Below are 17,960 nucleotides of genomic sequence, written 5' to 3'. Positions count from 1 at the left end.
GATTACTTGCCCAGCGCCGCCTGCGCGCGCTGCAGCCATTCGCGGTTGTGTTCGCGGGCGTGGCGCGGCCAGTGGCGGGCGTCGTGGACGATATCGGCATAGAGCTGCTGCGCGCGTTCGCGGTCGGCGGCGTCGGGCTGCGCCGCCAGCCAGTCGGCGAAAAGGCAGCGCGGCGCGGCATCGCTGGCGCTGGTCAGCGCCTGCTCGAACGCGGCGCGCGTGCCGGATGCGTCGGTGGCCGCCAGCGCGCGTGCATACAGCAAGGCCGGATCGGGCTGCTGGCGCGACTGCGGATTGGTGGCGAACAGCTTTTCCAGCGTTGCCAGCGCGCCGGCCGCATCGCCGGTGGCGAACTGCGCCTGTGCCAGTCCTTGTAGCAGCGCCGGATCGGTCGCAAACGGTCCGCTGGCCGCTGCCTGGTAGTGCTGCAGGGCTTCCGACGGCTCCCCGGCCGCCAGCAGCGCGGCGCCCAGGCGCATGCGGTGCGCCACCGTCGGGGCGCGGTCAAAGTCTGAGCGAGCCTCGCGCACCGCGCGGTTCGGATCGACCAGTTGCGTGATGGCACGCGTGGCCGCACGCGCGCCGCGCGACTGGCGCAGCTCGGGCAGGTAGATCGCGAAGAAATACACCACGCTGCCCAGCCCCGGGAACAGGAACAGGATCAGCAGCCAGTACATGTTCTGGTGTGTGCGCACCGCGTGCACCGCAAAGAACAGTGCAACGATGATATGGATGCTGATGCCGAAGATACGCATAGGGAATTTACCTTGAAATCAATGGCCGGCGCGCCAGCCGCCGGCATTGTGACAGAAAGGCGGGGCCTCGGGTTTCAGCCGCCCGCCGGGATGCCGGCGCCGGCCGACTGCAGCCCCGCCACCGCCTGCGGCGTCAGCACGGCCTCGCCATTGACCGCGCGCGCCACCAGCGCATCGGCCGCCTCGATGGCAATGCCCTGCGCGCTGTACCAGGCATCGTCGTAATAGGTGTTGCCGTAGCGCTCGCCGCTGTCGCACAGCAGGCTGACGATGGCGCCGCCCTCCCCCGCCGCGCGCATCTGCTGGGCCAGGTACAGCACGCCGACGAAATTGGTGCCGGTGGACCCGCCCACGCGGCGCCCGAAGCGCCCGGCGAGGTAGCGCATGGCCGCGAACGAGAGCGCGTCCGGCACCTTAAGCATGGCGTCGATACAGGTCGGGATAAACGAATGCTCCACGCGCGGCCGGCCGATGCCTTCAATGCGCGAGCCCTCCGCCAGGGACAGGTCCGGCTGCGGCTTGCCGTCCAGGCAGCTGCGGAAGTAGTCAAAGAACACCGAGTTCTCCGGGTCCGCGCACAGCACGCGGGTCTTGTGGCGCCGATAGGCCACATAGCGCCCCAGCGTGGCGATGGTGCCGCCGGTGCCGCCGCTCGATACCAGCCAGGCCGGCACCGCATGCTCTTCGTGCGCCATCTGCTTGAAGATCGACTCGGCGATATTGTTGTTGGCGCGCCAGTCGGTGGCGCGCTCGGCGTAGGTGAACTGGTCCATGAAATGCCCGCCCGTCTCCTGCGCAATGCGGCGCGAGGCGGCGTAGATCCCGGACGGGCTGCCCACCAGGTGGCAGTGCCCGCCGTAGAACTCGATCGCCTCGATCTTGGCGCGCGAGGTCCCCGCCGGGATCACCGCCACGAACGGCAGCCCGAGCAGCCGCGCAAAGTAAGCCTCGGAGATCGCGGTCGAGCCGCTGGATGCCTCCACCACCGTGCTGCCCTCGTGCAGCCAGCCGTTGCACAGCGCATACAGGAACAGCGACCGCGCCAGCCGGTGCTTGAGGCTGCCGGTCGGGTGGCTGGACTCGTCCTTGAAATAGACGCGGATGTCCGGGTAGCCCGGCAGGTCCAGCGGGATCAGGTGGGTGTCGGCGGAGCGGTTGAAATCCGCATCGATCTTGCGGATGGCTTCGTGGGTCCAGTCGGAAAGTGGCATGGCAGTGTTCCGGGCAGGCCGGACGTCAGGACAGACCGTCAGGATGCCAGAAGCGCACGCCGCAAATCCAGTTTCCGGGATGGGCAGGCGGGCTGGCACAGCCCGCAAAGGGCGGTTTCACCACAACCGCGGGACCGGGCATGGCATTTCCCGGCCGGATGCAGCCACCGCGCGGGTGCTGGGATATGATAATACGATTAATATCATATGTGACTGAAACAGATGTCCCCGATGTCCGCGATACCCGGGCGAGCCACCCGCCGCCTTGCCCGCCCCAGCCAGCCGGCTGGTCCCCGGATCCTGCATTGCGCAAGGCTGCCGTCATGAACGAACGCAAACCGGACGCCGACCCCGGCGTCGCAGCGGGTAGCCGCCGCACATCCTTTGAGTCCTATATGCGCTTCCTGGCCGAAGCCCCGCGCGACGGCACGCCCGTGGTGCTGGAGACCGAGACCGCCCTGTCGCTGCACTTCGACGTGCTGGCCACGCAGAGCTTCATGTCGCGGCGCGATCCCGACCGGCTGGTGCTGGGCTACACGCGCACCATGATGGGATTCCTGCTGTTGCATCCGTCGCCGGCACGGATTTCGGTGATCGGGCTCGGCGGAGGCTCGCTGGTCAAGTATTGCTACCGGCACCTGCCCGCCACGCGGGTGGTCGCTGTCGAGATCGACCCGGCGGTGATCGCACTGCGCGAGCGCTTCCGCATTCCGCCCGACGATGTCCGCCTGCAGGTGGTCTGCGCCGATGGCGCCGAGTACGTCAGGGGCCGGGAAGCGCGCCCCGAGGTCATCCTCGTCGACGGCTTCCTGGCTGACGGCATGCCGCTGCAGCTTGGCTCCGCCGGCTTCTACGCGGCCTGCCACGCGCGGCTGGCCGACGACGGCATGCTGGTGGCCAACTTCCTTGCAAGTGACCGCGGCATGCCGCACTACCTGGGCGCGGTGCGCGCCGTGTTCGGGGCCTCGATGTCGGTCGCACGCGCCGAGGACAGCTGCAACTACACCTTGTTTGCCTGGAAAGGCCCGCCCCGGCTGCCGTCGCTGCAGACGCTGCTGGCACGCGCACGGGCGCTGGAAGCCGTGCATGCATTGAAGCTGACACCGACTGCCCGCCGCATGAAGCGCGGCGAGGCGGTTGCCGCCGACCCCGACGCCTGGCACGCCCTTGCCCGGCCCCGGGACACCCTGTAGCGGCAACGCAGGTCCGCCGCCGCCCTTCCCAATCCGCCAGACGCCGCCCCATCGCCATGCCGATCCTGTACCTGCGCAAACTGACCGGGAAGCGGCGTAGCCCCCACGCCAACCGGCACCTGGCCGGCTACCTCTGCTTTGTCGCCGGCGCCATCAATGCCGGCGGCTTCCTGGCCGTGCAGCAATACACCTCGCATATGTCCGGCGTGGTCTCGGCCATGGCCGACAACCTGGCGCTGGGCAGCTTCGCGCTGGTGCTGGATGGGGTCGGGGCGCTGCTGTCGTTTCTCGGCGGCGCCGCGTGCTCGGCGGTGCTGGTCAACTGGGGACGACGCGAACGGCTGCACAGTGAATACGCGCTGCCGCTGGCGCTGGAGGCGGGGCTGCTGCTGTGCTTTGGCCTGATCGGCGGCAACCTGGGGCAGCACCAGTGGCTGTTCGTGCCAGCCACGGTGATGCTGCTGTGCTTCATCATGGGGCTGCAGAATGCCATGATCACCAAGCTTTCGAACGCCGAGATCCGCACCACACACCTCACTGGCATGGTCACCGATATCGGCATCGAGCTGGGCAAGCTGTGCTACTGGAACGCAGCCGCGCCGGCGCGCACGCCATCACGCACACAAGCGCGCCCACTGCCCCGCGTGCTCGCCAACCGGCGCAAGCTGCGCCTGCTGGTGGTGCTGGTCACGCTGTTCTTTGCCGGCGGCATCGCCGGCGCGCTGGGCTTCAAGCACATGGGTTTCAGCGCCACGCTGCCGCTGGCCGCGCTGCTGCTGGCGCTGGCAGTGCCGCTGAGCGACGACCTGCGCAGCCGCTGGCGCACAGGCTCACTGCCGCGCCTGGCGGCGCGGATGCGGCAATGCGTGCAGGCGGGCGCGCCGCGCCGGCGGCGCTAGGCGCCGCCTAGCGGTACACCAGCACCGGGATCTTGCTGTGGGTCAGCACTTTCAGGGTTTCGCTGCCGATCAGCATGCCCTGGACCCCGCGCCGCCCGTGCGAAGCCATCACGATCAGGTCGCAGCCTTTTTCCTCGGCCGTCTTGATGATAGCCTCGTAGGGATGGTCGTTGACGACGTATGCCGTGTCACAGGCCACGCCCGCGGCGACGGCCTCGTCGGCCAGTCCGCGCAGGTAGCGGGTCGCGTTTTCCCAGGCCTCCTTCACGTAGGTTTCGCGCGTGTCCTCCAGCATCTCGACCTGGTAGGTCAGGACGTGGTAGTTCGGACAGACGCGCACCGCGGTGGCACTCGCCCCCATGTCCCGCGCCAGCGTGAGAGCCTTGCGGAACGCCGATTCAGACAGGTCGGAACCATCGACCGCCAGCAGGAGATGCTTGAACATGATTGCCTCCTTGCCAGCATGGTTGCCGGCTAAGGCGCTCACTTCCGATGCGTCATCGCCATGCGTCCGAAAGTGCAAGCCCGCAAGGCGCACTACAAGGAGCGATCGATACCCCCGGTTTCGAATGATTCGTCGCTCGACTCCAGTATAGGTGCGCCATGGCCCACGGCAATCCGGCATGCGTCACATGCTCACGGGTGGATTCAGTACGGGCGATTTGCGAAGCCGTTGGCTGGCTGCGGGCCGCGTCAGGCCCGGCATAGGCCATCAGCGCGATGAAGACAGCCATGACGGTGGCGCCGACCGCCATGAACACGCGCTCGCGGCCCTGCCCGACCTTGTCGAGCAGCCAGCCCACCCACGAGCAGGCAGGCAAAGGCCACCACATAGGGCACCGCCGAGGCGATGCCGGCGTGCAGGACGTGGCGAGGCACTGTCAGGAAATCATGCCGTGATGATCGGATCCGCGGCCATGTCCTGGCACCGGGCGGCGCGACGCCATGGCGCTCACCGATGCGGGCGCGAATACCTGGCTGAAATTGCACCGCTGCTGCGGCAGCTGGAGGGGGCCACCATGAACGTGATGGCCCTCAAGGGCAGAGGTGGCGCCCTGTCGCTCTCGGTAGGTGCGTCGCTGGGCAGCTACTGGCTGATCCCGCGCCTGCCCGCATTTACGCGCGCGCACGGCGAGATCACCCTGAACCTGCGCACGCGCGTGGGTCCGGTGGACTTCAGCACCGCGTCCGTGGATGCGTCGCAGCAGCACGAGGCAGGTGTCGCCGAAAGAAGCCTGATGCAACTTCCGTGAGCCATGGCATGGATATTGCGAAGCGGTCGCACAGGCCAACGGCGGCCTTGAAACAAGCTGGCAAGTCGCGATGACATGCTCCGAAAAGGAGCGTCCCGGGCAACGATGCCCCGAAGCGAATGGACCACGAACCGGACAACCGGTTCGCAGGCATCTCGCTTCGGGGCGCTTTTGCTTCGCCGGTCAGCGCGGTGCGCGTCTGCGTCGACACTACCTGCAAGGCATGGCATGAACGCTCTCTCCACTCAGTCACCCGAGACCGAAGTGTCCGCCGAGACCATCGGCGCATTGATCAACCTTTCCGGCAGGCAGCGCATGCTGTCGCAACGGATCGTCCTCCAGATGCTGCTCGCTTCGCGGGGGGACACTGCCGCGCTCGATATCGCACGCAAGTGCCTGTCAATGTTCGAGTCGGCGCATTCGGATCTCGTGACGGGCAGTGAGCGCTTCCCCGGCACATTCTCCGGCGCCTTGCAGCAACTGTACTTTGGCAGTGCGCGCGCTGACGCTCGCATCCGTGAATTCATCGCCCGGGTCAGAACAGCGATAGACACACCACTGGCCGACACCAGCCGGCAAGCGTCATTCCTCGATGTGCTTGTGACGCAGGCCACGCCGATACTTGAGCTGCTGCAGACTGTCACGCAGGCCTACCAGGAGGAAATGCACCGTTGCGAGCTCGCTGTGCGCAAACGCCAGACCGACCTCGCCGATCGCCTCAGCGGTATTTCGATGCAGGCCAACATCGTCGCAATGAATGCACGCATCTCGGCGGCGCGGGCGGGAGAGTACGGCAGGGAGTTCTCGGTGATCACGCAGGTGCTTGCGGACATCATCAAGGAAATGGATCAGCTGATCCGCCACGTCGTCGGCTCGAACGACGGGCCCAAAGGACCAACCAGAGCCTGACGCGGAGACGCCCTTGAAACGTTACCTCAGTTCCTTCTGCCTGATTGTCTGCAGCGTCCTGGCGCTGGCCGGGACCGCTTGCGCCGAAACGCTGACGATCAACGCGGCGATCAACAAGGCGGGCCGCCAGCGCATGCTGTCTCAGCGCATGGCCAAGGCTTACTGCCAGGCTGGCCTCGGCGTTGAAGTCGAACGTTCGAAGAAGATTCTCGAGCAGTCCGTGGCGCTCTTCGACAAGCAGCTCATGGAGCTGACGGCGTTCGCACCCACGCCGGAGATCAAGGATACCTACGCCAGGCTCGAGCAGACATGGATTCCCTATAGACAGTTGCTGTCCGGCGGCGATCCGAATCCCGATAGCGCGAAAACCATCGCAAGAATGAGCGAGGACGTGCTGAAGCTTGCGCAACAGGCGACCCTCCTGCTCGAGAAACATTCGGGCACCGCGACGGGCAAGCTGATCAACGTTGCCGGCCGCCAGCGGATGCTCTCGCAGAGAATCGCCAAGATCAGCATGTTCCGCGCCTGGGGCATTACCTCCCCCCGGATGGCGCAGGATCTGGACATGGCTACCAGGGAATTCGCAGCCGCGCAGGAGCTTCTCACCTCGGCGCCGCAAAACACCGAGGCAATCCGTCGCGAACTGCTGCTGGCCGGGTCTCAGTGGCTGTTCTTTGAAGAGGCACTCAACCAGACCGGGGTCAGTCGCGCGGAACAGTTGAGGAACATCGCCACGACCAGCGAGCGTATTCTTCAGGTAATGGATGACGTCACCGGCATGTATGAAGGGATGCCCAGGTAACGTGGGTGCGTGAACGAGCTATGCCAGACGCTGCCTTACAGGCAGCCACTCTCGCAATGCCTGCCAGGCGCCCAGCTTTTCCGTGTAGGGCAAGGTATGAGCGGGACTACTGGAAGGAAGCCTGATGATCCGGTGATGGTCGCCATGCTGCCCAAGGGCCTTCAAACCGATACGCGCGGCAGTGCCGCCATTGAAGGCGATGACAGCCAGCCTGGGTAGTGATTCGATCAGGCTCGCCAGGTCGTTGCCGGCGTGATCCCGGATGTTGCTGTCCAGGCTGCCCTCACGCTTCGCTTGCGCCACCACGTCCCACAGACCGACGTGATGCGCCAGAAGCGTTTGCAGCCGCGCGGCATATTCCATGCGGACCAGGTCTTCACCGAGAACTTCGCCGGTCAGGCGCCAGAACTGATTCTGCCGATGCGCGTAATACTGGCATTGCGCCAGTGACGCCTCGCCCGGCAGGCTGCCGAGAATAAGGATGCGCGTGCCGGCGTCAACGACAGGCGGGAAGCACCGCTTCAGTGTCATCGGTCACGCGCTCCGCTACAACACATTGAGATGGGAATCCCCCGCCGCCTGCGCGGCGGGGGCAGCCGGGGCGTCAGGCCAGCAGCTTGTTGACGCGCTGCACATACGCAGCCGGATCGTCCAGCATGCCGCCTTCGGCCAGCAGCGCCTGGTCGAACAGCACCTGCACGCGGTCGCTGAAGGCATCGCCCTCGGGGAGATCGCGCAGTTTCTGCACCAGCGCGTGTTCCGGGTTCAGTTCCAGGATCGGCTGGGCGTCCGGCGCCTTCTGGCCGGCCTGCTTGAGCAGGCGCTGCAGATAGCCGCTCATGTCGCCTTCGTCAGAGACCAGGCACGAGGCCGACGCGGTCAGGCGCAGCGTCACGCGCACGTCCTTGGCCTTGCCGTCGAGCACGGTCTTGGCGCGATCGACCACGTCCTTCCAGTCGGCCTCGGCCTTTTCCTGCTCGGCCTTCTCGGCTTCGTCGGCGAGCTTGCCCAGGTCCAGGTCGCCGCGCGCGACCGACACCAGTTCCTTGCCGTCGAACTCGCGCAGGAATGAAAGCATCCATTCATCGACGCGGTCGGTCAGCAGCAGCACTTCGATGCCCTTCTTGCGGAACACTTCCAGGTGCGGGCTGTTCTTCGCGGCGGACCAGGTATCGGCGGTGACGTAGTAAATCTTGTCCTGGCCTTCCTTCATGCGGCCGACGTAGGCGGCCAGCGCCACGTTCTGCTCGGCGGTGTCGTTGTGGGTGGAGGCAAAGCGCAGCAGCTTCGCCACGCGCTCCAGGTTGGCCTGGTCTTCACCGATGCCTTCCTTGAGCGCCTGGCCGAACTGCTGCCAGAAGGTGGTGTACTTGGCGCGCTCGGCTTCTTCTTCACTGTCGGCCAGCGTTTCCAGCATCGACAGCACGCGCTTGGTGCAGCCCTCGCGGATGGCCTTGACGTCGCGGCTTTCCTGCAGCAGTTCGCGCGATACGTTCAGCGGCAGGTCGGCGGAATCGACCACGCCCTTGACCCAGCGCAGGTAGCCCGGCAGCAGCTGGTCGGCATCGTCCATGATGAAGACGCGCTTGACGTACAGCTTCAGGCCGGCCTTGTGGTTGCGGTCCCACAGGTCGAACGGGGCGCGCGCCGGGATATACAGCAGCTGGGTGTATTCGCTGCGGCCTTCCACGCGGTTGTGGGTCCAGGCCAGCGGCGCCTCGTTGTCGTGCGCGATGTGCTGGTAGAAGGCGGTGTACTGCTCGTCGGTGATGTCGGACTTGGCGCGGGTCCACAGCGCGCTGGCCTGGTTCACGCTTTCCCACTCGGCGGTGCGCTGGTAGGTGCTGGATTCAGCGTCCCACACCTCCTTGGGCATGCGGATCGGCAGCGAGATATGGTCCGAGTACTTCTGGATGATGCCCTTCAGGCGCCAGGCCGAGAGGAAGTCGTCCTCGCCCTCGCGCAGGTGCAGCGTGATGGTGGTGCCGCGCTCGTTGCGGGCGATGGCATCGATGGTGAACTCGCCGTCGCCGGTGCTTTCCCAGCGCACCGCGTCTTCGGCGCCCAGGCCGGCGCGGCGCGTTTCCACCGTGACCTTGTCGGCGACGATAAAGGCCGAGTAGAAGCCCACGCCGAACTGGCCGATCAGCGCGGCGTCCTTCTGCTGGTCGCCGGAAAGCTGCTGGAAGAATTCCTTGGTGCCCGAGCGGGCGATGGTGCCGAGGTTGTGGATGGCCTCGTCGCGGCTCATGCCGATGCCGTTGTCGGTGATCGTCAGCGTGCGCGCCTTGGCGTCGGCCTCGATGCGGATCGCCAGGTCGGCGTCGTTCTCCAGCAGGGACGGGTTCGCGATCGCCTCGAAGCGCAGCTTGTCGGTGGCGTCCGAAGCATTCGAGACCAGCTCGCGCAGGAAGATTTCCTTGTTGCTGTACAGCGAGTGGATCATCAGGTGCAGCAGTTGCTTCACTTCCGCCTGGAAGCTCATCGTCTCGTGCGGTGCGGTCATGGTTCTCCTCTTGGAAACAGGCGAATCTGGAAAGTCGGTGTGGCCACGGTCCTGTGGCCGGTGCCGCCAGACATAGGGCCGCCCGGGCCATTTTTCAAGGCCCGGGTGCTGCCGGGATGTGACTTACAGGCGTTCTAGCAGGCGCGCCAGGAAGGCCAGCATTTCCGGGTGGCCGCTGCTGGCAACGTTGAAGCGCATCCAGCCCGACGGCATCTGCGACGGCGAGAACAGGCTGCCCGGGGCGAACAGGTAGCCCTCTTCATGCCCCGCGGTGGCGATCGCGTTGGTGTCGCGGCCGGTATCGGCCCACAGGTACATGCCGGCGTGCTGGCCGGGAAAGAGCCGCAGGCCCAGGCGCTCCAGCTCGCGCCGGGTCTCGTCGCGGGCGCGGTCCAGCCGGGTGCGCACGCGCTCCACATGTTTGCGGTAGTGGCCCTCGGTCAGCACCTTGTACAGCACGCGTTCGTTGATCTCCGGCGTGGCCAGCCCCGCCAGCAGCTTGCTGTCGGTCAGCGCCGACGCCGTCTCCGGGTGCGCGGCGATAAAGCCCACGCGCAGGTTGGCCGCCAGCGTCTTGGAAAAGCTGCCCAGGTAGATCACCCGGCGCAGCTGGTCCAGGCTGGCCAGCCGGGTGGCGGCGTGGCCGGGCGGGCACAGGTCGCAGTAGATATCGTCCTCGACGATCAGGAAGTCGTACTGCTCGGCCAGGCGCAGCAGCTGGAAGGCCTTGGCCGCCGACAGCGAGGTGCCGGTGGGGTTGTGCAGCACCGAGTTGATCACGAACAGCTTGGGCCGCCGCGCCTGCACGATGCGCTCCAGCGCCTCCAGGTCCGGCCCTTCGGCGGTGTACGGCACCCCGATCACCTGGGCGCCCTGCGCGGCAAAGCGGCCGAACATCACGAACCAGGCCGGGTCGCCCACCAGCACCGTGTCGCCGGGCTGCAGGTAGAGCCGCGCGATCAGGTCCAGGGCCTGGGTGATGCCCGAGGTCAGCACGATCTGCTCGGCACTGGCACCGATCTCCAGTTCTTCCAGCCGGGTGCGCAACTGCTGACGCAGCGGCAGGAACCCCTGCGGCGTGCCGCTGGCCAGGAAATGGTTGCCGGGCTGGCGGCCCAGCCCGCGCAGCGCGCTGGCAATCAGTTCGCCGTCGAGCCAGTCATTGGGCAGGAAGCCCAGCCCTGGCGCCTTGTGCGCCTCGGCGGTATGGAACATGCTGCGCAGCAGCCAGGTTACGTCGATATTGCGCGCCACCGCCACGCCGCCGGACACCGGCGCCGCGGGCGCGGCCGGGGCGCGCTCGCGCACGTAGAAGCCGGAGCCGCGGCGCGATTCCAGGTAGCCCAGCGCCACCAGCCGCTCATAGGCCTCGACCACAGTAAAGCGAGAGATGCCCTTCTCCTGCGCCAGCTGCCGGATCGACGGCATGCGCATGCCGGAGCGGAACACGCGCTCGTCGATGCGCATGCGGGCCCATTCGGTCAGCTGCTCGACCAGCGTCATCTGCGCCGAGGGGATCGGATCCGGGAAGCGCTCGGTGGGCGGCACCACCAGCCGCAGCGCGCGGCCGGAGGCATGCCCCGATGTGCCTTGGGCGTCGCCTCCGCTATCCTTCTGACGGGCGACGGTGGCGGTCTCGCTGCCGGCGTCGCCGTCCCTGCTGTTGGCATCCATGTGCTGCTCCTGCAACTGTACTGAATACGATCCGCTCAACTGTACCGGTACTGTACCGACTACCTTGTCTACCATCAAGCCACGATGAAGCTCGCCCTCGATCACCTCGTCATCGCCGCGCCCGACCTGGACGCCGGCACGGACTACGTTGCCGGCCTGCTGGGCATTGCGCCCCAGGGCGGCGGCGCGCACACGGCCATGGCCACGCACAACCGGGTGCTGGGCATGTTCGGCGGCGTCTACCTGGAAGTGATCGCGGTCGATCCGGCCGCCGCCGCGCCGGCACGCCCGCGCTGGTTCGGCCTGGACACCGAGGCCGTGCAGCAGCGCCTGCGCGACGGCCCCTTCCTGCTGCACTGGGCCGCGCGCGTGGAACGCCCCGCCGACCTGGGCCGGTGGCAGGCGCAGTACCCCGAGCGCATCGCCCCGGTCATCCCGATGACCCGCGGCGGCCTCCACTGGCGCATCACCGTGCCCGAGGACGGTAGCCTGCCGGCCTGGCCGGGCGAAGCCGACAGCGCCGGCGACGGCCTGCTGCCCAGCCTGATCCAGTGGGACGTGGCCAGCTACCCCGGCGTCAGCCTGCCGCGGCAGGACCTGGCGCTGCGCAAGCTGTCCGGGCGCCACCCGCGTGCCGAGCTGCTGCGCCAGGGGCTGGCCTGGCTGGGCACCGACCACCTCATCGCCATCGAGCAGGCCGACGGCCCGCCTGAACTGAGCGCCGAAATCGAAACCGCGCAGGGCATCCGCACCCTGCGCTAGCCACACCCGGAACAAGCCCACCAGGAGACCCCCGATGTCCGCCACCCGCAAGCGCTTCGACGAAGACCCCTACCTCGACCACTGCACCGCCACCGTGGTGGCGGCCGGCGCCGAAGGGATCGAACTCGACGAAACCGTGTGCTACGCGCGCAGCGGCGGCCAGGCCGGCGACACCGCCACGCTGGCGCTGGCCGACGGGCGCACGGTGGCCATCGCCGACACCATCTACGCCGAAGACCGCAGCCGCATCCTGCATGTGCCCGCACCGGATGCGCCGCTGCCGCGCGTGGGCGAGCGCGTCACCGTGACCATCGACTGGGCGCGCCGCCACAAGCTGATGCGGCTGCATACCTGCCTGCACCTGCTGGGCTCGCTGATCCCGGTGCCGGTGACCGGCTGCGGCATCTCGCCGGAGTCGGCGCGCGTCGACTTCGACCTGCCGGAATCGACCCTGGACAAGGCCGACCTGACCGAACGCCTGAACGCGCTGATCCACGCCGACACCGCCGTGCGCACCACGCTGATCACGCCGCAGGAACTGGCCGCCCAGCCCGAGCTGGTGCGCACCATCGGCGCCGCGCCGCCGGCGGGCACGGCCAGCATCCGCATCATCGAAATCCCCGGGGTGGACCGCCAGCCCTGCGGCGGCACGCACGTGGCCAACACCAGCGAGATCGGCGCAGTGGTGGTGACCAGGATCGAGAAGAAGAGCCGCACCAACCGGCGCGTGGTGGTCGCGTTCGCGTGATGGCGTCCGGCTTGCTCACCGGCCTGACGGCCGCGCAGTTCCTGGCCCTGCTGACCCTGCTGACGGTGGGCCTGTTCACGCCCGGGCCCAACACCACCATCGCCGCGGTCACCGGCGCCAACTTCGGGCTGCGCGCCACGCTGCCGCACTGCGTGGGCGTGGCCTTCGGCTTTGCCAGCATCCTGGCGCTGTGCGCACTGGGCGTGGGCGCGCTGATCCTGGGCCAGCCCGCGCTGGCCGCCAGCGTGCACCTGGCCGGCGTGGCCTACCTGCTGTGGCTGGCGTGGAAGATCGCGCGCAGCACGGTGCTGGCGCAGAAGCAGGTGCTGCGCCCGCTCAGCGTGTGGCAGTCGGCGGTGCTGCAGTACGCCAACATCAAGGCGTGGATGCTGGCGCTGGCAGTCGCGGCCTCTTACATGACGGGCGCGCCCTCGCCGCTGCAGCGCGTGCTGCTGGTGTGCGGCTTGTTCGCAGTGCTGGGCTTTGTCAGCAACGGCGTGTACGGCGTGCTGGGCGCGTCGTTGCGGCAATGGCTGCAGCAAGGCCAGCGCGTGAGCTGGTTCAACCGCGCCATGGGCGCGGCGCTGGCGCTGACCGCGCTGTGGATTGCGGTCAGCGCCAGCCCGGGCGTGCCGTGACCCGCGGCGATCCGATTCCGAGCCGATGACAACCAAGACCCCGACCATGCCCGCCAGCCGCCCCGCTTCTCCGCCACTGACGTCTGCCCCACCGGCCTCCGGCGGCATGCTGCTCGGCTTTGTCGGCGTGGCGATCTTCAGCCAGACGCTGCCGTTCACGCGCATGGCGGTGGCCGAGCTGGACCCGGTCTTTGTGGCACTGGCGCGCGCCGTGCTGGCCGCGCTGCTGGCGCTGGCGCTGCTTGCCTGGCGCGGCGCGCTGTCCGCCAGCCGCCGCCCGCGCGGCGGCCAGTGGCCGCGGCTGGCCGTGACCGCGCTGGGCGTGGTGGCGGGTTTCCCGCTGTTTTCTTCGCTGGCGATGCGCGAGGTGCCGGCCAGCCACGGCGCCATCGTGATCGGCCTGCTGCCGCTGGCGACCGCGGTATTCGCCGCCTGGCTCGGGCGTGAGCGGCCGTCGCCGGCGTTCTGGCTGTCGGCCGTGGCCGGCAGCGCGCTGGTGGTGGGCTTTGCCGTCTGGCAGGGTGCCGGCGGCCTGCAGCATGCGGACTGGTACCTGTTCGCCGCCGTGGTGCTGGGCGCGCTGGGCTATGCCGAGGGCGGCAAGCTGTCGCGCGAGCAGGGCGGGCTGGAAACCATCAGCTGGGCGCTGGTGGTGTCGCTGCCGGTGCTGGTGCCGGTGGTGGCCTGGCTGACCCTGCGCGACCTGCCGACAATAGCCGCGGCGTCGCCGCGCGCCTGGGGCGGCATGGCCTATGTGTCGGTGTTCTCGATGTTTGTCGGCTTCCTTTTCTGGTACGCCGGCCTCGCAAAAGGCGGCGTGGCGCGCGTCGGCCAGATACAATTGCTGCAGCCGTTCCTGACGCTGGCGGGCGGTGCGCTGATCCTGGCCGAGCCGCTTGACGCCCCCACCATCGCCTTCGCGGTGGCGGTGATCGCCGTCGTGGCCCTCGGCCGCCGCGCCGCCGTGCAGCAAAGCGCACCCGCCCCCGCCCCGGAAACGCCACCGATCCTCCCTGGACGCATTCACTGACTGGAGCCTACATGTCCGTCTACGACACCCTTGCCCGCCTCGGCATCGAACTGCCGGCCGTCAACGCCCCCGCCGCCGCCTATGTAATGGCCGCGCAAACCGGCAACACCGTGTTCCTGTCGGGCCATATCGCCCGCAAGGACGGCAAGGTATGGACCGGCAAGCTGGGCAAGGACATCGATACCGAGTCCGGCAAGGCCGCAGCGCGCGCGATCGCCATCGACCTGCTGGCCACGCTGCACGCGCATGTGGGCGACCTGAACCGCGTCACCCGCATCGTCAAGGTGATGAGCCTGGTCAACTCGACTCCCGAATTCACCGAGCAGCACCTGGTCACCAACGGCGCCTCGGAGCTGCTGGCTGAAGTGTTCGGCGACAAGGGCAAGCATGCGCGCAGCGCCTTCGGCGTGGCGCAGGTCCCGCTGGGCGCCTGTGTCGAGATCGAGATGATCGCCGAAGTGAAGGCGGCCTGAGGCCCGCATGCGCATCGACAACCTGCCCTTCGGCACCACCGACTGGTCGGCCATCGCGCCGACCCGCCACCCCGGCGAGCAGGGCGAGGCCACCTGGCGCACGCGCCAGTTCGGCGACATCCGCGTGCGCATGGTCGAATATTCGCCGGGCTACCTGGCCGACCACTGGTGCAGCAAGGGCCATATCCTGTTCGTGCTGGACGGCGAGCTCCATACCGAGCTGGAAGACGGCCGGCAGTTCGTGCTCGGCGCGGGCACCAGCTACCAGGTAGCCGACCAGGCGGAAGCGCACCGTTCGTCCTCGCCGAAGGGCGCACGACTATTTATCGTTGACTGAGCGGCAGGCTTGCCGCTCAGCCCAGAACTCCCCCAGACCACAAGAGACACATCATGAAATGGGCCATCTCCCGCCGGGCACAGCAACTGACCAGCTCGGCCATCCGCGAAATCCTGAAGGTCACCGAGCGTCCGGAAGTCATTTCGTTCGCCGGCGGCCTGCCGTCGCCGGCCTCGTTCCCGGTAGCGGCCATGGAGGCAGCGACGGCCCGCGTATTCGCCGACAACCCGCAGGCGGCGCTGCAATACGCCGCGACCGAAGGCTACCTGCCGCTGCGCGAGTTCGTCGCCAGGCGCCATGGCGCGCCGGTCGAGCGCGTGCTGATCACCACCGGCTCGCAGCAGGCACTGGACCTGATCGCCAAGGTGATGATCGACCCGGGCAGCAAGGTGCTGGTGGAAACCCCCAGCTACCTCGGCGCGCTGCAGGCGTTCTCGCTGTTCGAACCTGAGTTCGTCTCGATCCCCAGCGATGACAAGGGCCTGCTGCCCGAGGCGCTGACGCCCGAGCTGACCGCCGGCGCGCGCTTCCTGTACGCCCTGCCCAACTTCCAGAACCCGACCGGGCGCCGCCTGCCGCTGGAACGCCGCGAGGCGCTGGTGGCCCGCGCCAAGGAACAGGGCGTGCTGCTGGTCGAGGACGATCCCTACGGCGCGCTCAGCTACACCGGCGACCAGCTGCCCAGCCTGCTGTCGATGAATCCGGACGGCGTGATCTACATGGGCTCGTTCTCGAAGATCCTGGCCCCCGGCATGCGCCTGGGCTACGTGATCGCCCCGCCCGAGCTGCACTTCAAGCTGTGCCAGGCCAAGCAGGCGTCTGACCTGCACACGCCGACCTTCACCCAGCGCGTGGCCTACGAGACCATCCGCGACGGCCTGCTCGACACGCATATCCCGACCATCCGCGAGCTCTACGGCAAGCAGTGCCAGTACATGCTGGATGCGCTCAAGCGCCATATGCCCGAGGGCGTGACCTGGAACGAGCCCGAAGGCGGCATGTTCATCTGGATGGAGCTGCCCGAGGGCCTGGACAGCATGGTGATCCTGGAAGAAGCCGTGAAGCGCAACGTGGCCTATGTGCCGGGCGCGCCGTTCTACGCCAGCAACCCGAAGCGCAACGCGCTGCGCCTGGCCTTCGTCACGGTGTCGGCAGAGCGCATCGAGCAGGGCGTGGCCATCCTTGGCGAGCTGTTCCGCGAAGCCATCGCCGCGGCCGCCGCCAGGCAACCGCGCGCGGCCTGAAGCCCGGGCGCGCATCACCACTGGAGCCGAAATGTTGCGTATCTGGGGCCGACTCTCCTCCATCAACGTGCAGAAAGTGGTCTGGTGCGCGCGCGAGCTGCACCTGGACCATGAGCGCGTGGATATCGGCGTGACCAAGGGCGACCTCGACACCGAGGCCTATGTGCGCCTGAACCCGAACCGCCAGATCCCCGTGATCGAGGATTTCCGCGGCACCGATGTCGGCGGCGAGCCCTTCGTGCTGTGGGAATCCAATGCGATCGTGCGGTACCTGTGCGCGCGCTACGGCGAAGGCACGCTGTGGCCCGAGGACGTCAAGGCACGCGCCTCGGCCGACCGCTGGATGGACTGGCAGACCACCGCCTTCAGCCCGGCCATGGTGACGGCGTTCCTGAACCTGGTGCGCAAGCCGAAGGCGGAGCGCGACGAGGCTGCCATCAAGGCATCGTGCGAGCGCACCGAGCCGCTGGCCGAACTGCTGGACAAGGCGCTGGCCGGGCGCGAGTTCATCGGCGGCGACCGCTTCACCATGGCCGACATCTCGCTGGCCTGCGCCGCGCACCGCTGGATGGGGCTGCCGCTCAAGCACCAGTCGCGCCCCAACCTGGAGCGCTGGTTGAGCGCAATGCGCGCCCGCCCCGCCGCGGACGGCATCCTGGAACTGCCGCTGCGCTGAGCCGCGGCAGTTTTTTCTTTCCTGCCGTCCTGCCTTACTTCGCCGCGCGCGAGCCCGACGCCGCGGTAAATACCCCCAGCCCGATAAACGCCGCGCCGGTCAGGTAGCGGCCGAGCGCGCGCGCCCTGCCGGCGCGGCGCAGTGCCGGCATCACCGCGGCGGCGGCCATCACGTAGCAGGCGTCCGTGGTCGCGGCGATCAGCACGAAGGCCACGCCCAGTGCCAGGCTCTGCGTCAGCGCCGAGCCTGCCGGGTTCATGAACTGCGGCAGGAAGGCGGCAAAGAAGATCGCGGTCTTGGGATTGAGCAGCGCCACCACGAAGCCGTCGCGCACCACCTGGCGCAGGCTGCGTGGCGCTGCTTCAACCGTGCCGCCGTCAGCCGCCGCGGCGCCGCCACGCAAGGCGCGGATGCCCAGCCAGATCAGGTAGGCCGCCCCTGCGTACTTGACCACCGAAAACGCCAGCGCCGATACCGAGAACAGCACCGCCAGCCCCAGCGAGGCGCCGATCGCGTTGCCCAGGTTGCCCAGCGCCACCGCGCCGATCGAGGCCAGCCCGGCCTGCCGGCCCTGCGCCAGGGTGCGCGTGACGATATAGACCACGGCCGGGCCGGGCGTGATGGCCAGCGCCAGGCTGGCCAGCACGAATGCGGTCAGCAAAGGCCAGGGGGGAAGGAATTCGGTCATGGGCAGCCTCATTCAATGGTTGGATGCGGGCGGCAGCGCGCCTGCGGCATGACGCCCGCCAGTATGCGCCGAGCGCCGGCGCTTGTGCCAGTCCCGGCATGGCTGCCGGGCCGGTCATGCAAGCCGGTGGCAGGCACGCAGACTTTTGCAACAGGCGCCGTT

The 17,960-nt window shown here is 68.0% G+C and carries 20 protein-coding genes and 1 pseudogene; 13 read left to right on the top strand and 8 right to left on the bottom strand.

Annotation, left to right across the window (positions count from 1 at the left end):
• Positions 1-2: 2 nt before the first annotated feature.
• Both AC3WRR_RS07415 and AC3WRR_RS07410 read right to left on the bottom strand, forming a co-directional pair.
• On the bottom strand, positions 3-755 hold the full coding sequence (locus tag AC3WRR_RS07415; RefSeq protein ID WP_058696632.1) for a tetratricopeptide repeat protein: 753 nt from the start codon (positions 753-755) through the stop codon (positions 3-5).
• 74 nt (positions 756-829) lie between these two features.
• Positions 830-1,966, bottom strand: coding sequence for a PLP-dependent cysteine synthase family protein (locus AC3WRR_RS07410; protein ID WP_010813544.1), 1,137 nt, complete (start codon positions 1,964-1,966; stop codon positions 830-832).
• Between the two features lie 323 nt (positions 1,967-2,289).
• On the opposite strand from AC3WRR_RS07410, the gene AC3WRR_RS07405 reads away from it, so the two are divergent.
• Complete coding sequence (locus AC3WRR_RS07405) at positions 2,290-3,159, top strand: spermine/spermidine synthase domain-containing protein (RefSeq protein WP_011615752.1); 870 nt, start codon at positions 2,290-2,292, stop codon at positions 3,157-3,159.
• Between the two features lie 56 nt (positions 3,160-3,215).
• A pseudogene (locus AC3WRR_RS07400) lies at positions 3,216-4,022 on the top strand (YoaK family protein); the annotation flags it as partial.
• A gap of 43 nt (positions 4,023-4,065) precedes the next feature.
• Here the strand turns inward: AC3WRR_RS07400 and AC3WRR_RS07395 are convergent.
• Positions 4,066-4,503, bottom strand: a complete 438-nt coding sequence (locus tag AC3WRR_RS07395; RefSeq protein ID WP_010813547.1) for a universal stress protein — start codon at positions 4,501-4,503, stop codon at positions 4,066-4,068.
• A 52-nt stretch (positions 4,504-4,555) separates the two neighbouring features.
• Entirely contained in the window at positions 4,556-4,891 is a 336-nt protein-coding gene (locus AC3WRR_RS07390) for a hypothetical protein (protein ID WP_492296553.1), read from the bottom strand.
• A gap of 63 nt (positions 4,892-4,954) precedes the next feature.
• Here AC3WRR_RS07390 and AC3WRR_RS07385 point away from each other — a divergent pair, with 63 nt between their 5' ends.
• From AC3WRR_RS07385 to AC3WRR_RS07375, 3 genes are all read left to right on the top strand, one after another.
• A complete protein-coding gene (locus AC3WRR_RS07385) occupies positions 4,955-5,311 on the top strand; it encodes a hypothetical protein (RefSeq protein WP_492296551.1) in 357 nt (118 codons plus the stop codon).
• Between the two features lie 228 nt (positions 5,312-5,539).
• Complete coding sequence (locus tag AC3WRR_RS07380; protein WP_041687462.1) at positions 5,540-6,220, top strand: methyl-accepting chemotaxis protein; 681 nt, start codon at positions 5,540-5,542, stop codon at positions 6,218-6,220.
• Positions 6,221-6,233: 13 nt separating this feature from the next.
• Entirely contained in the window at positions 6,234-7,022 is a 789-nt protein-coding gene (locus AC3WRR_RS07375) for a type IV pili methyl-accepting chemotaxis transducer N-terminal domain-containing protein (protein ID WP_492296549.1), read from the top strand.
• Positions 7,023-7,040: 18 nt separating this feature from the next.
• Here the strand turns inward: AC3WRR_RS07375 and AC3WRR_RS07370 are convergent, their stop codons facing one another.
• The 3 genes from AC3WRR_RS07370 to AC3WRR_RS07360 all read right to left on the bottom strand — a co-directional run bounded on the left by AC3WRR_RS07370 (position 7,041) and on the right by AC3WRR_RS07360 (position 11,202).
• Entirely contained in the window at positions 7,041-7,553 is a 513-nt protein-coding gene (locus tag AC3WRR_RS07370; RefSeq protein ID WP_011615757.1) for a DNA-deoxyinosine glycosylase, read from the bottom strand.
• 73 nt (positions 7,554-7,626) lie between these two features.
• Positions 7,627-9,528: a molecular chaperone HtpG gene (gene htpG / locus AC3WRR_RS07365; RefSeq protein WP_010813553.1), complete on the bottom strand. Its 1,902-nt coding sequence runs from the start codon at positions 9,526-9,528 to the stop codon at positions 7,627-7,629.
• A 123-nt stretch (positions 9,529-9,651) separates the two neighbouring features.
• Entirely contained in the window at positions 9,652-11,202 is a 1,551-nt protein-coding gene (locus tag AC3WRR_RS07360; protein ID WP_492296547.1) for an aminotransferase-like domain-containing protein, read from the bottom strand.
• Positions 11,203-11,286: 84 nt separating this feature from the next.
• On the opposite strand from AC3WRR_RS07360, the gene AC3WRR_RS07355 reads away from it, so the two are divergent.
• From AC3WRR_RS07355 to AC3WRR_RS07320, 8 genes are read left to right on the top strand one after another with little or no spacing between them, the layout of a single operon-like run.
• Positions 11,287-11,964 (top strand): VOC family protein, encoded by a 678-nt coding sequence (locus AC3WRR_RS07355; RefSeq protein WP_492296545.1) that lies wholly within the window; start codon positions 11,287-11,289, stop codon positions 11,962-11,964.
• Positions 11,965-11,998: 34 nt separating this feature from the next.
• Positions 11,999-12,712: an alanyl-tRNA editing protein gene (locus tag AC3WRR_RS07350; protein ID WP_010813556.1), complete on the top strand. Its 714-nt coding sequence runs from the start codon at positions 11,999-12,001 to the stop codon at positions 12,710-12,712.
• Positions 12,712-13,350: a LysE family translocator gene (locus AC3WRR_RS07345; protein WP_454751413.1), complete on the top strand. Its 639-nt coding sequence runs from the start codon at positions 12,712-12,714 to the stop codon at positions 13,348-13,350. The genes AC3WRR_RS07350 and AC3WRR_RS07345 overlap by 1 nt, the downstream gene beginning before the upstream one ends.
• A 46-nt stretch (positions 13,351-13,396) precedes the next feature.
• Positions 13,397-14,380, top strand: coding sequence for a DMT family transporter (locus AC3WRR_RS07340; RefSeq protein WP_492296558.1), 984 nt, complete (start codon positions 13,397-13,399; stop codon positions 14,378-14,380).
• Between the two features lie 11 nt (positions 14,381-14,391).
• The gene (locus AC3WRR_RS07335; protein ID WP_010813559.1) at positions 14,392-14,853 is read left to right on the top strand and encodes a RidA family protein; all 462 of its coding nucleotides are present in this window, start codon (positions 14,392-14,394) and stop codon (positions 14,851-14,853) included.
• A gap of 7 nt (positions 14,854-14,860) precedes the next feature.
• Positions 14,861-15,190, top strand: coding sequence for a DHCW motif cupin fold protein (locus AC3WRR_RS07330; RefSeq protein WP_010813560.1), 330 nt, complete (start codon positions 14,861-14,863; stop codon positions 15,188-15,190).
• Positions 15,191-15,243: 53 nt separating this feature from the next.
• On the top strand, positions 15,244-16,434 hold the full coding sequence (locus AC3WRR_RS07325) for an aminotransferase-like domain-containing protein (protein WP_439668085.1): 1,191 nt from the start codon (positions 15,244-15,246) through the stop codon (positions 16,432-16,434).
• A gap of 31 nt (positions 16,435-16,465) precedes the next feature.
• Positions 16,466-17,110, top strand: coding sequence for a glutathione S-transferase family protein (locus AC3WRR_RS07320; protein WP_010813562.1), 645 nt, complete (start codon positions 16,466-16,468; stop codon positions 17,108-17,110).
• Positions 17,111-17,144: 34 nt separating this feature from the next.
• Here AC3WRR_RS07320 and AC3WRR_RS07315 read toward each other — a convergent pair whose 3' ends face one another.
• Positions 17,145-17,798 carry a LysE family translocator gene (locus tag AC3WRR_RS07315; protein ID WP_011615762.1) on the bottom strand — a complete coding sequence of 218 codons (654 nt, stop codon included), beginning with the start codon at positions 17,796-17,798 and terminating at the stop codon, positions 17,145-17,147.
• Between the last annotated feature and the right edge of the window lie 162 nt (positions 17,799-17,960).

It is taken from the genome of Cupriavidus sp. FW305-3-2-15-C-LB2, from assembly GCF_058787575.1.
The sequence above is the reverse complement of the archived record's forward strand: the minus strand, read 5'-3'. Positions and strand labels throughout refer to the sequence as shown.